A 13,430-nucleotide genomic window follows, 5' to 3' on the forward strand; every position below is an offset into this window, starting at 1 on the left:
ACACCCCACCACCACGAGCCTCTTGGGCTCGTGGTGGTGGGGTGTCTTGCTTATCTCACCTCGCCCCGGATCGCCTTTACGCGCACATGACTCTTATCCTCATGCCCCTCGGCATCAATAACCGATAGCTCGAAGAAGCCTTCCGTCGGCGGTGACCAGCTCCATTCGTTATTTCCGTCCAGTTTCAGCGGCTGGCCATCGACATACCACTGCACCGGCCGGATACCCCGCGCCGACAGTTTCAGCGGCCGCACGACATTCAGCTTCTGCGCGGCATCTTTCACCTCGACATAGACCGTAGCGTTATTCGGCGGAAACAGGATCGACGCCTTTCCCGTGTCGCCACTCATCATCTTCAGACCCTTCGGCGCATTGCCCGGTGCGATCGATTGCGGCAACTGGCTGGGCGCCTGCAACTGATCAAAAACATCGAACAGCAGAGGCGCCGAAGCCTCACGGCCGGTCTGGTCGGCCCGCGCCCCGCCATCCGGACGGCCGGTCCATACCAGCACGGCATAACCGCCGGCCACGCCCACCGCCAGCGCATCACGGTAGCCATAGGAGGTGCCGGTTTTGAAGGCCGGGCGGTTGGCGTTCTTCATCAGCGGCCCCGGCAGACGGCCCTCCGGCGGCGGGGTCTCACGCAGGATAGAGATAACCCGGTCCGCCGCTTCCGGCCGCATGAGGCGCTGGCCACCCGTCGTCTTTTCATCCGCCACCGTATAGGCCAGCGGCCGCGCCAGGCCGTGATCGCCGAGCGCCGCATACAAAAGCGCCACATCACTCAGACGTATCCCCTCGCCGCCGAGCGCCAAAGCCAGCCCCGACTCTTTCAGGCCCGATTTCGGCACGAACAACGGCACGCCGACCGCTTCCAGCCGCCCCTGAAAAGCTTCCGGTCCGATGCGATTGAGCACCGCTACGGCCGGCACATTCAGCGAATTGATCAGCGCTTCCTTGGCCGACACTTCGCCATGGAACACCCGGTCGAAATCCTCCGGCTGATAGTCGCCAAAGCGCGTCGGGGCATCCATCAGGCGGGTATCGGGCGCCACCACGCCATCTTCAAAGGCAAAACCATAGATAAAGGGCTTCAAGGCCGAGCCGGGCGAGCGAATGGCGCGGGTCATGTCCATCCAGCCGCCGGGCCGGTCCAGCCCGCCGCCGCCAACACTGGCGCGCACCCCGCGCGTCTTGATATCGACCACGATGATAGCGACCGACGAATTCGGTCCCTGATCCCTGGCTATGGCCGCCGCCATGGCTTCCAGGCGGGTTTGCAGGTTGGCGTCTATGCTCGTCACCACCGTCGCCTGCAAGCCTTTGACGCCCCGCGCCAGCCGTCCGGCCGTATGCCAGGCCAGTGTCGGGAAGGCGAAGCGTGAGGTTACCATTGGCTCGTTCATCGCTTCGCTGGCCTGCGATGAGCCGATGATATTGGCCTCGGACATACGTTTGAGGATCAAGTTCCTCGCCTTCACCGCATTGGCCGGTTTGCGGTCGGGCCGGCGGGCTTCCGGGGACTGTGGCAGCGAAATCAGCAGGGCCTGTTCATCCAGGGTCAGGCTTTCCGGCTCGTGGCCGAAATAGGAGAGCGAGGCGGCGCGTACCCCTTCAAGATTGCCGCCATAGGGGGCGAGCGTCAGGTACATGGCCAGGATGTCGCGCTTCGAATAACGCATTTCAAGCTGCACGGCGCGCAGGGCCTCGATCAGCTTGTTGCCATAGTTGCGCGGATGCGGATTGAGCAAACGCGCCGTCTGCATGGTAATGGTCGAGCCGCCGGAGACGATAGTACCGGCGTGGATATTGGACAAAAGCGCCCGAACGATCGAGGTCGCATCCACACCGGGGTGCCAGTAAAAGCGCTCGTCCTCGACCTTGAGCAAACGCCGCACAAACGACGGATCGGTACGGTCGAGGTCGGCGCGAATCCGCCAGCGGCCGTTATCGACCGGCAGCGCCCGCAGCCAGGCGCCGTTACGATCGAGCGCCACGGCGGAGGCGGTTTGGGCGCGTGACATATCCGGCGGAAAGATCAGGTTGACGGCGGCGATGACACACTGAAACCCCAGCACGCCGATCAGGGTCTTGACCAGCGGCCGGATCAGGGAGTCGGGATTGAAAGAGCTAATCTTCACTTCCTCCTCCCCTGTAGCGCAGCGTACGGGGGAGGTGTCACGGCTTGTCCGTGACGGAGGGGGCATGCCACAGCTATGTCGCCCCCTCCGTCTCGACGCGCTACGCTTGCTCGACACCTCCCCCGCTTTGCAGGGGAGGAGAAAGGTATACGCACACGCCTTTGCATTACCGCGCGCTGATTACCGTACGGCCGCCCTGCGTGCGGGCGAAGGTCTCCGGACGATAGAAGTCCTTGGCCTCGGCGCCCGGCAGATAGAAATCACCCTGTGTGACCGCCCGGGCAATATAGGCCATGCTGAAACCCTCACTAGAAGACACATCGAGCGCCGCGATAAAGCGGTCATCACGCGCCTCCGAGACCTTGAGATCGGTCAGCTTGCCGATAAAGCCGAACGGCCCGTTCTGGGCGTCCTCGTTGGTCAGCGTCGACTCGATCTCGAAGCCCGCCGGCAGCGGATCATCGACCACGATCGGCCTCAGTTCGTTACGGTCGGAGCGGCCGGAGATCACCACGAGCACTTTCTGACCCTGCGTGATATGCGACGGATCAAGGCGCGAACCGTCCAGATTATAGTAGGTCTTGACGAGGTTGAGGCCGTGGCTTTCGGCCCCCGGCGCCGCCGACGGTGTACCGATCACCGTCACCGTGCGCCACACCGGACCAGCGCCGCCATTTTTCACACTGGCGCCGGCAATCTGGCCCACGCCGAAGCGCTGGACGTTCAGGCCACCCGGCAGGGTGTTAAGCCCTTGCGCCTGAACTTTAAGCGGACCGGCGGCTTTCAGCATATAAGACGCCGCCTTGAGCACATAGGCGCTCTCGATGGTGTTCATCTGGGCGGGCGACTTCATGGCGTTTTCCAGACGCGGAATCAGCGAGCGGGCGATATCGTCCTCACCCGACTCATAGGCCAGAGCGATAACCCCGGCCAGATCGCGCAAGGGCGTCTGATACCAGTCGTTCGGATCGGAATAACCGAGTGTCTGGATCGCCTCGCGGAAGCTGAGGCGGGCGCGGGCATGATCACCCATCATGGCCAGGCCGGCGGCGATCTGCGCCCGTGACAGCGGCGACTTTTCCGCCTTGAACTGGACATCGTGATACCAGCGCAGGCGCGCCAGATCGCCGGACTTGCCCTTGGCCAGCACATAGAGCGCATAGGCCGAGGCGCGGGAACGCAGTTGCTTGGTCTGCTGTTCGCCGGACACGCCGAACCAGTTCCAGTAGGAGGGCACGCTCAGGCGATAATTGACATTGGCGTAGCCATCCGGCCGTGACATGGCGCGCATGGCGTTCAGCGATTTATCTATGGCCTCCTGAGGCACATAGGCGCCACGGGCCCGCGCTTCCAGCAGGAAGTCGGTGGCATAGGCGCCGATAAAGCCATCCGCCTGGGCGTCACCGGGACGCCACAAACCGAAGGCGCCGTCTTCCGATTGACGATCGAGAATCTTGTCGACGGCGATTTTCAGCGCATTGACGCCGGGTTTCGCCGCCGTTTTCCCAACCAGCGATTCCGAGACGAAGAGCCACGGCATGGCGGCCGATGTCACCTGTTCGGTGCAGCCGTAAGGATACTTGGCGAGATTGGCGGCCAGCGGCGCCGGGTCGATATTGCGGAAGGGCGAATAGCTGACCTCCACCGTCGCCGATCCCGGTTGCAGACCGGCCAGCAGCGAGGCATCGGGCACCCAGCTTTCATTGACTTTTTGTGATGCGGTCGCCACGCGGGTTTGCGGACCCCAGCCATTGCGGGTTTGCAGGCTGAAGCTGTCATTGAAGCTGTAGCCCTGGCCATTCAGCCCGATCTGCACGGTCGAAATGCCGGTGGTATTCGGCGCTTTCATCTCGATCGTCTCTATCGCCTGCTGGCCATGATTGAGGTTGAATGCCTTCTGGAAGGCCAAAACCAGCCCCTTGATCCCCTTGACAATCGCCGTATAAAGCCCCGGCTTGCCGTCGGTATTATCGAGTTGCAGGGTGGCATAGGCGGTATCGCCCGGCGCCAGGAAGCGCGGCAGGGCCAGATCAGCCACCACCGGCTCGCGGATGATCATGCGGCCATCAATGGAGCCCACCGCATCGTCGGTCCAGGCCACGGCCATGACCCGCAGTTCGCCATTGAACTTCTCGATCGGCAGGCGGACATAGGCCTTGCCGTCAAGCGTGGTCTGCACGACGCCGGACCATAACGCAATGGTACGGATCGGCGTCGTGGTCAGGCCTTCGCCGCCCAACTGGTCGCCACCAAAGGTTGGGGCGGCGGCGGCCAGGTTCGGATCGAGCAGACGGCCATAGTCGTCATTATAATCGACGCCGAGCGCGCGCTTGCCGAAATACCAGCCAGCCGGATCGGGCGACTTGAACTTGGTCAGGTTGAGGATGCCCTGATCGACCACGGCCACGCTCACCTTGGCGCGATCGCCGAGCTTCACGCCGGACACCTGGATCGGCACATCGATGAAGTTGTGGCCGTTTCTGTCGGTCTGCGGGCGCTGCGGCTGGTCGCTGGCCAGGATTTTGACGCCGAGCTTGCGCGATTTTGGATCGAGCGGCACATAGATCAGGCCGATGGCGCGGCGCGGCTTCGAGGCATTGACCGGATCGCGCGGCTGCATGACGCTGGCCATGATATAGGCCCCACCGCCCCATTCCGCCGTCGATTTCAGCCGCACCGTCGTGCCGTTTTCGCCGATGGAAACCGTCTTCATTTCGATGACATGATCGGTGGCGACGGCGATCTGCGCCTCGCCCTTATATGGGCCCTTCAGGGTGATTTCGATCGTATCGCCCTGGTTATAGGTCTTGCTTCCGGCGGTGATGCGCACAAAGTCCGGCGCATCCGTGCCCTTCTGCGTCGAGCCCCAACCGGAGGAGAAGCGCGTGACCGTCCTGGCTTGTCCGGGCACTTCCACTTCGAGCCGGTAATCGCCCCAGTCGAGATTGCGCTCGAAGGTGGCGCCGGTATTGGCGTTCAGATCGTAGGCTTTCGACGACACCACCACGTCGCGATGGGTCGAGCGCCAGTTCCATTTGCCGTCGGCAATATACCAGTCGTAATCCCAGATTTCCGAGATCAGCCTGACCATCACGCCCTTGACCGCGCGTCTGTCACCCTGCGGGGTGAGGCCCAGAATATTGAAGGCCATGCGCGGCGCGTCCTTCCACGAACCGTCCTTCTGATCGACCTTGACGCCGAGATAGAGCGGCGCGGTCTTGATGCGCAGGGTCTGGCTTTCGCGCACCGGACGCCCGCCCGGCTCAAAGACCGACGCGGTCAGCAGTACGGTCAGCGGCTCAGTGGTATCACCGGCCTGCGCCGCATCGAACGGGAAGAGGGCATTGCCCTGCGCATCCGTCGTTGTGGCCGGCAGATCGACATATTTCTCTTCATAAGGCTTGCTCTCATCACCGAAGCGATAATCGGCGAATTTCGGGAACGGGTTGCCGTCGGCGCGGATACGCGCCTCGCCGGTTACCTGCAGGCCCGAAGCGATGGCGCCATAGAGATAGCGCGCCGCCACCGTAACCGGGCGCGTTTCCGTGGCGCTCATCAGCGGCCGCGTGGCATCGGCCCTGATATCGACGGCCAGGCGCTGCGGCGCGAAATCCTCGACGGCGAATGTGGTTGTGCCCGCCGGTCCGTCCATGCCTTCCAGCTCAACCCGCGCTGACCATTGCCCGCGTGGCGCCGTCTTCGGCAGGGTGACATTGGCGCCGGCATAGCCCATGGGCGTCTTGTCGAAACCGAGGCGATAGGCCTCCACGCCGCTTGGGCGCGTAATGATAAGGGCGCCCTTGCGGTCCTTGATGGCGCGGCCCTGCGGATCTCGGATCATGGCGACAATGTGGACGGCTTCGCCCGGCCGATAGATGCCGCGATCGCTGTACATATAGGAATCGACACCCATGGTCGCCGTGCGGCCATCGCCGGCTTCGCCATCTTCCGAGCGCCCGCCGACGCCATGCGAGGTCAGGTCCATCGGCGAACGATCGAGATCGGAAGCGGTGAAATCATCACCCGCGCCATAGGCCATGATCATCTTCGGCGTCAGGGCGTCCTTGCCCTTGAGCAGCGCGCCGGCAAAGGTGGCACGGCCATCGACGCCCGATTTCACTTCGCCAAGCGTATCGCCATTGGTCGCCACCAGGTCGACCTTGACCCCGGCCAGCGGCTTGGCGGTTTTCAGTGACCGCACCACAACATCCAGGCCATTCTGCCCCTTATAGGTGGTCAGGGCCATGTCGGTATAGAGAATCCAGCGACGCGCCTGGGCCGGCTCGTCGTTTTCGTTTTTGTCGCGGCCGCCGGAGGCATCGCGCACCTTGACGACATAGGCCCCCGCCTTGAGCGATTTCAGCACAGCCCCCAATGGGAAAACGGTGGTGACGCGTTCGCCATTACCGGGCTTCACCGCCACCTTGCCGGTCCAGATCTTGACGCCGATATCGTCGGCGGAATCATCGCCGTAGCTGTAATCATACTCGCCTTCGGCCACCGGATCGGGCGCGGAAACCGACTTCCTCACCAGGTTGCGATCCGACACGTGCCAGACCTCAAACGCCAGGGTCGAGACATTGACCGTTTCCACCGCCACGCCATCGGCTTCCTCACGCGGCAGGATGACGCCATTGCCGGCGAAGCCGACATAGGGCGGCTTCTCGCCAAAGGTGAAATCGAGATCGGCATTGGCCTTGAGCTGGTCATTGCCTTTGGCCGGCAGGCCTTTCAGCAGGGTGACGCGGCGGTCGGTAAAGCCAAAACCGGAGACGCACAGGGTATCATCCTTGACCGAAATAGCGGGAGACGATGGCAGGGCGGGTGACACGACGACATAGTCACCATAGGGCTTGGCGGGATCGAGCGGCTTCGAGAACTGGATACAGGCCTTGGGCGCGCTGCCGGAGGTATCGAGATTCTGCTTCCAGACGGCGAATCCGGCGGGCTTTTTATCGGAAGCGCGCGGGGCGTTCTTGTCGCGCACCTTGCCGAACAGGCCCGTCGCCGGCTGACCGACCTCGGCCGTGGCGCTGGCGGCCTTTTGCCGGGCGTGGCTGCTGAGCGCATGATCGGTCAGGAAGCCGATGCCGAAACCGGCAATCAATACCGCCGCCGCGCCGGCAATCAGGGTCCGGTTGTGCCAGTCGATCATGGTGAAGTTCCCCGTTTCGGAAGCGCAGAAGCGCCATTTTACCGTTATGGGCGAATCAAGAACAGAACGGCGGAAAGATCAATCTTTGTTTTGTGAATTGCGCAAATAAGGATAGTGATTCCCGTCAAAGGGCTTGCCGGGCGGTGCGACACCTATCCTATAATACCGCCGAACGACAGGTCGAAGCCTTGGAGAATCGCGCTTGAGTCAGTTTGCACGCGTTATGGTGCTGGTGGTCGATGATAACCATTATATGCGGGTCATTGTCAGCACCATGCTGCGCTCGATGGGCATCACCCTGATCCGTGAAGCCTCCGACGGCGCCGAGGCGCTGGAAATCGTCCGCGACTGGCGGCCCGATGTCATCATCCTCGACCTGATGATGGAAACCATCGACGGCATCGAATTCACCAAGCTGATCCGCCGCGGTATCGACAGCCCGCATCCGTACGTGCCGATCATCATGATGACGGGCCACACCGACCGCCGCCGCGTCATCGAAGCGCGCGACGCAGGCGTCAATGAATTCGTCGCCAAGCCCCTGACCGCCCGCGCCCTGATCGACCGCCTGCGCAGCGTCATCAATAACGAACGCGGCTGGGTCAAATCGGCCAACTATGTCGGCCCCGACCGCCGCCGCCGCGCCCATCCCGACTTCAAAGGCCCCTTCCGCCGTATTGCCGACAAGGCCGACGGCAAAATGTAGGCGCGCTTTGAACACGCGGCGTGTCTGTTCGTGTGGTTCGTGGTCAAAATCTGCCGGCTCGTCCGGCGCCAATCACAGGTGTGAATAATTTTTACGCCCGGAACGATAAAAGCGGGCTTGCGAGCATTGACCGGGGGAACTTCATCAGTTATACCCCGCCCCCTTGAAATTCATGTCTTCGCTGCCTTTGGCGGAGGCTTTTTAGTCAACTATCTCGTCCTGTAAGGTGATGAATGGCCAATAATCCCGGCGCCCGTAAAGCGATCCGCAAGATCGCTGCCCGTACCGAAGTCAACAAGTCGCGCCGTTCGCGTGTCCGTACTTTCGTGCGTAAGTTTGAAGAAGCCCTGACCGGCGGCAACGCCGATGTCGCCAAGGCCGCCTTTGTCGAGGCGCAATCCGAACTGATGCGCGCCGTGTCCAAGGGCGTTGTTCACAAGAACACCGGTTCGCGCAAGGTGTCGCGTCTGGCTGCCCAGCTCAAGAAGCTCAGCGTCGCCTAATTACGCAAAAGCGGCGGGCCGTTAAACGCCCGCCGCTTTTTTTGCGCCTGTGTGGGACCGGTTGATTGAAAAATCCCCTGATCCTTCCGTAATTCCCGAAAATACAATGAATTATCCCACGAACGCCGCGGCGGGCGAGGCATTTTCGTTGCCGATTTTACCACCGGATTCAGTCCTGATTGAGAACTGTGGCGGGGCGAAAAATAATTGTCTGTTATATGTTTAATTTCTCGTTACGGGCGAACAGGTTAGCGGAGTCAATAAAAATATCCGCTGCTGTTGATAAATTAGGTCATTGACCCGGCGGCGCAGGACGTTAATTTGTCCCTTCTCCGCTGAACTCCTCCTGATACGGAGGAATTGAGTGGGCACCGGCCAGGGGCCGGATACCAGGGTAAAACCGACACGCCTCCGGTCCAACGGTACGTGTCTGTGGCGCTCAAAGGCTTGTAAAATCGGGGATGGCGGCTTTTGGGGCCAATATATCCGGTAGCCTTACGTGACGGATTAGCTAACCTTTTCGGGCAGGCCGGGGGCTTTTGTTTCTGGTTGCCGGGATTTGACTTTACTTCTCGCCGATGCCGTTTTTTGCGGTTCCGGTGTGCGGATAAGTGTGGCTATGGCGGCGCCCCCTTTACTCGTAGAAGGGGAAAGTGAGGGGGTGTTTACGCGCGGACTTCGCGGTTTGCGCGTGCAACCTCCAGTGACGGCAATGCGCCTTGTGATGGGGGCCTGTTGCGACGTTTCAAGACGGCGGGTGGCGAAATGGTCACTGGCCGGACACAGGGTAGATGGCCGCGAGCTTCGTGCGGGACTGATGGTCCGGCGGCGGCTTTCGGCGGTTCTTTAAGTAAACGCGTACAGTGGTGTGGGTTAAGGCAAATGATCGGGGCGATAAAAGAATGCCAAGCATGACAAGCTGGTCACCGATTTTACCGGAAATGGTATGGTCAAAAGTAGCGACAATCCTCCGGAAGGAACTGGGGGAGGGTCCGTTCAATTCTTACGTGGCGCCGTCCAGCGTGCGTCCGGGGCCTTATGGCGACCCGGTTCTGGTGACGCCGACGGCCTATGCGCGTGACTGGATTTCGCGCAATGCCGCCCGCCGGGCGCAGGAGCTGTGGACGCAGCACGATCCGGATTCCCGCGTGCTGGAAATCCGCTCGCGCATCGAATACGAAGATCAGACGCGGGGCGGAGAAACGCCTGCTGTGGCGGAAGTGACACCGGTCGCTGTTGAGGCGGCCGTGGTTTCACCGCCGGCCAATCGCATCGGCGGTTTGCAGGAACGCCTGACCTTCGACAGCTTCGTCGCCGGCCGCGGCAATGAGTTCGCCTTCCAGATGTCACGCCAGGTGGCGAGCTGGGCGGACGGTCACTTCAATCCGGTGTTTTTCCATGGCCCCTATGGCTACGGCAAGACCCACCTGCTGAACGCCATCGGCTGGGAAGCGCAGAGCCGCCGCCCGGACGCGAAAATCGTTTATCTGACGGCGGAAAAGTTCACCTCGACCTTCGTGAAAGCGCTGATGGACAAGTCCGTCAACGCCTTCAAGGATGAGGTTCGGGGGGCCGACCTGTTGCTGGTCGATGATGTGCATTTCATCGGCGGCAAGACCTCCAGCCAGGAAGAGTTGTTCCATACGCTGACCTCGCTGATCGAAAACAATCGCCGTGTCGTTTTCACGGCTGATCGTCCGCCTTCGCAATTGACCGAGATCGAAGCACGCCTGCGTTCGCACCTGTCCTCCGGGCTGGTATGCGCGCTGGATGTCGCGGATCAGTCGCTGCGCATGGGCATTATCGAGCGCAAGCTCGAACAGTTGTCGCAACGCCTGGGCGCCGCCCAGAATCCGCGTTCCGATGTTTTACATTTTCTGGCCGAGCGTGTGCCAGGGTCGATCCGTGAACTTGAAGGTGCGGTCAATACCCTGGTGGCGTCCGCTGGGCCGCGTCTTGGGAGTTTGACTTTGGAAGAAGCTATGGCGCTGTTGCAGCCGAATTTGAAGGTGGCCGTCGAACGTCGCGTCACCGTGGATGAGATCCAGAAGCTGGTTTCCGAGCATTTCGGCCTGAAACAGGCGGATCTTCTGTCCGAGCGCCGGACCCGCGCGATCGCCCGTCCGCGCCAGGTGGCGATGTGGCTGTGCAAGCAGCACACAACGCGTTCCTATCCGGATATTGGCCGTCGCTTCGGCGGACGCGATCACACGACGGTTTTGCATGCGGTGAAGAAGGTCGAGGAACTGTTGCAGGCCGATGATCAGATCGCCCGCGATGTCGAAGCTTTGACGCGTAAACTCCGCAACGTCTGATGGGTTTGGGGCCTGTGGCCCCAAGACTTCTCTTCTTGTTTTTCTCTCGCCCCACGGGACGAAGGAAAAACAAGAACAAGATGTGGGGCGCGGACCCCACGCCCCATTCGTTTGTCGGCGTTTCAGCGGACAAACCGTTTGAATTTCGTAAATTTTGCTCTAATGTCCGCCTCCCGGCCCTGTGTTTTCGAGAGCCGGAAACGCAGAATCTGGTAGGATAACAAGATGCAATTCACCATCGAACGTGGCGCCCTTTTGAAGGCCCTTGGCCACGTCCAGAACGTCGTCGAGCGCCGCAACACCATTCCCATCCTGTCCAACGTCCTGCTGTCCGCCGAGCGCGGCCAGGTGTCCTTCTCGGCCACCGATCTCGATATGGAAATCGTCGATACCGCCGAAGCCATCGTCTCGGTCCCCGGCCAGATCACCGCCCCGGCCCATACCCTCTATGAAATCGTCCGCAAGCTGCCCGATGGCGCCGATGTCGAACTGAAATTCGCTTCTGGTGATGATCCGCGCCTGTCGGTTTCCGCCGGCCGTTCGCGCTTCGCCCTGCCGGTCCTGCCGGCCGGTGACTTCCCGATCATGTCGAGCGACCACGAAGGCGTCTCCTACCAGATCCTGCGCGATGACCTGAAGCGCCTGATCGACAAGACGCGCTTCGCTGTCTCGACCGAAGAAACCCGCTATTACCTGAACGGCCTGTTCCTGCATTGCCTGGCTGAGGACGGCTCCAACTACCTCCGCGCCGTGGCCACCGATGGTCACCGTCTCGCCCTCGCCGAAATGCCCGCGCCCGAAGGCGCCATGGGTGGCGCCGGTGTAATCGTCCCACGCAAGACCATCGATCAGGCCCGCCGTCTGCTCGATGACGGCACCGGCTATGTCGAAATGACCGTTTCGCCGGCCAAGATCCGCTTCCAGTTCGGCAACGCCTCCCTCACCTCCAAGATCATCGACGGTTCCTTCCCCGACTATGGCCGCGTCATCCCCAAGGGCAATGACAAGGTGATGACGGTCTCCGCCGGCGTGCTGTCGAAGGCCGTGGATCGCGTTTCGACCATTTCGGCGGAAAAGTCGCGCTCGGTGAAGATGACCATCGAAACTGGCCGCCTGACGCTTTCCGTGCGCAATATCGAAGCCGGTCAAGCTGTTGAAGAAGCCGAGATCGACTACGACAACGAGACGCTCGATATCGGTTTTAACGCCCGTTATATCATGGACGTGATGGGTCAGATCGGCGGCGATACGGTCGAGTTGCGCTTTTCGGACGCCTCTTCGCCGACCCTGGTGCTCGATCCGGTCGATAACGGCGTGCAATACGTGCTGATGCCGCTGCGGGTGTAGACCAGATATGAATCATTCCCCCTTCTCCTCCCCTGCAAAGCGGGGGAGGGGGACCACGAAGTGGTGGAGGGGGCTTTTTGACATGGGTGATGGCCTCCTCCGTCGCGGACTATGCCGCGACACCTCCCCCGCTTTGCAGGGGAGGAGATTATGATGACTCCCGATAAACACGCGCTCCAGCACCTCTCCCTGACCGAATTCCGCTCTTATGAGCGGCTGGACTTCGCCATCAGCGGCCGCAGCGTCTATCTCTATGGCCCCAATGGCGCCGGCAAGACCAATCTGCTGGAGGCGATCAGCGTCCTGAATCCCGGTCGTGGCCTGCGCGGCGCGGCGTTCAGCGATCTCGGTCGTCGCCTGCCCGATGAAGCCAGGGGCCGCGCCTGGGGTGTGGCGGCGCGGTTTCACGAAGGCGAGGACGAGGTTCACCTCGGCACAGGTTCTGATCCGCGTGATCCGGGCAAGCGCATCATCCGGCTGGATGGCGAAACCGTCACCGCTTCGCGCCTGCTGGAGCACGTCCGCCAGATATGGCTGACCCCCTTGCAGGACCGTCTGTTCCTCGAAGCGCGCGCCGAACGCCTGCGCTTTTTCGATCGGCTGGTCTATGCCGCCGATCACGGCCATGCCGCCACGGTCAGCGCCTATGAAAAGGCCTTGCGCGAACGCCTGAAACTGCTCACCGATGGTCCTGTTGATGAAGCCTGGCTGACGCTGCTGGAGCAGAAACTGGCCGAAACCGGCGCGCAGATGATGCGCGCCCGCCTGGCCGCTATGTCGGCGTTACAGGCCGAGATCGAAGGTCATCAGGGCGCTTTCCCGAAGGCCGACCTCAGCTTTACCGGCGAGATCCCGGAAGATGACCTGATCGACGGTTATCGCCGCGCCCGCAGCCGTGACGGCGCTGCCGGACGGTCATTGTTTGGCCCCCATCGCATGGACCTGACCGTCCTCCATCGTGAGAAAAACCGCCCCGCCGCCGACTGTTCGACCGGCGAGCAAAAAGCGCTTCTGCTCAACATCATTCTGGGGCAGGGCGCACGTCTCGCCAAGGCGGAATCCCTTTCCAAACCAATCCTTTTGCTCGATGAGGTAGCCGCCCATCTCGACCCCTTGCGGCGCCACGCATTGTTTGACGAGACCCACGCTTTAGGGCTACAAACGGTGTTTACGGGCACTGATTTGAGCCTGTTCGACGGCCTGAAAAATCGCGCGCTGGGCGTGCGTATCGAAAGCGGTCAATTCGTTGAATTTATTGAGTAA

7 protein-coding genes are annotated in these 13,430 nt (G+C 61.5%); 5 read left to right on the plus strand and 2 right to left on the minus strand.

Annotation, left to right across the window (positions count from 1 at the left end; all coding sequences use genetic code 11):
• Positions 1-50: 50 nt before the first annotated feature.
• Together pbpC and VL130_RS05145 are read right to left on the minus strand one after the other, a co-directional pair.
• Complete coding sequence (pbpC, locus tag VL130_RS05140) at positions 51-2,207, minus strand: penicillin-binding protein 1C (protein ID WP_414636215.1); 2,157 nt, start codon at positions 2,205-2,207, stop codon at positions 51-53.
• Positions 2,208-2,307: 100 nt separating this feature from the next.
• Positions 2,308-7,296 (minus strand): alpha-2-macroglobulin, encoded by a 4,989-nt coding sequence (locus tag VL130_RS05145; RefSeq protein WP_325361661.1) that lies wholly within the window; start codon positions 7,294-7,296, stop codon positions 2,308-2,310.
• A gap of 202 nt (positions 7,297-7,498) precedes the next feature.
• Here VL130_RS05145 and VL130_RS05150 point away from each other — a divergent pair, with 202 nt between their 5' ends.
• The 5 genes from VL130_RS05150 (at position 7,499) to recF (ending at position 13,430) form a co-directional block, all read left to right on the plus strand.
• The gene (locus VL130_RS05150) at positions 7,499-8,002 is read left to right on the plus strand and encodes a response regulator (RefSeq protein ID WP_325361662.1); all 504 of its coding nucleotides are present in this window, start codon (positions 7,499-7,501) and stop codon (positions 8,000-8,002) included.
• A 233-nt stretch (positions 8,003-8,235) separates the two neighbouring features.
• The gene (rpsT, locus tag VL130_RS05155; RefSeq protein ID WP_325361663.1) at positions 8,236-8,505 is read left to right on the plus strand and encodes a 30S ribosomal protein S20; all 270 of its coding nucleotides are present in this window, start codon (positions 8,236-8,238) and stop codon (positions 8,503-8,505) included.
• A 911-nt stretch (positions 8,506-9,416) separates the two neighbouring features.
• On the plus strand, positions 9,417-10,820 hold the full coding sequence (gene dnaA, locus VL130_RS05160; protein WP_325361664.1) for a chromosomal replication initiator protein DnaA: 1,404 nt from the start codon (positions 9,417-9,419) through the stop codon (positions 10,818-10,820).
• A gap of 225 nt (positions 10,821-11,045) precedes the next feature.
• Positions 11,046-12,167: a DNA polymerase III subunit beta gene (dnaN, locus tag VL130_RS05165; protein ID WP_325361665.1), complete on the plus strand. Its 1,122-nt coding sequence runs from the start codon at positions 11,046-11,048 to the stop codon at positions 12,165-12,167.
• Between the two features lie 153 nt (positions 12,168-12,320).
• Positions 12,321-13,430 carry a DNA replication/repair protein RecF gene (gene recF, locus VL130_RS05170; protein ID WP_325361666.1) on the plus strand — a complete coding sequence of 370 codons (1,110 nt, stop codon included), beginning with the start codon at positions 12,321-12,323 and terminating at the stop codon, positions 13,428-13,430.

The sequence above is a fragment of the Asticcacaulis sp. genome (assembly GCF_035497195.1).
Classification (GTDB): Bacteria; Pseudomonadota; Alphaproteobacteria; order Caulobacterales; family Caulobacteraceae; genus Asticcacaulis.

Bases quoted from the DNA above. Each gene is read 5' to 3' on its own strand.
- dnaA (WP_325361664.1), top strand. From the start codon at position 9,417: ATGACAAGCTGGTCACCGATTTTACCGGAAATGGTATGGTCAAAAGTA.
- rpsT (WP_325361663.1), top strand. From the start codon at position 8,236: ATGGCCAATAATCCCGGCGCCCGTAAAGCGATCCGCAAGATCGCTGCC.
- recF (WP_325361666.1), top strand. From the start codon at position 12,321: ATGACTCCCGATAAACACGCGCTCCAGCACCTCTCCCTGACCGAATTC.
- dnaN (WP_325361665.1), top strand. From the start codon at position 11,046: ATGCAATTCACCATCGAACGTGGCGCCCTTTTGAAGGCCCTTGGCCAC.
- VL130_RS05145 (WP_325361661.1), bottom strand. From the start codon at position 7,296: ATGATCGACTGGCACAACCGGACCCTGATTGCCGGCGCGGCGGCGGTA.
- pbpC (WP_414636215.1), bottom strand. From the start codon at position 2,207: ATGCCCCCTCCGTCACGGACAAGCCGTGACACCTCCCCCGTACGCTGC.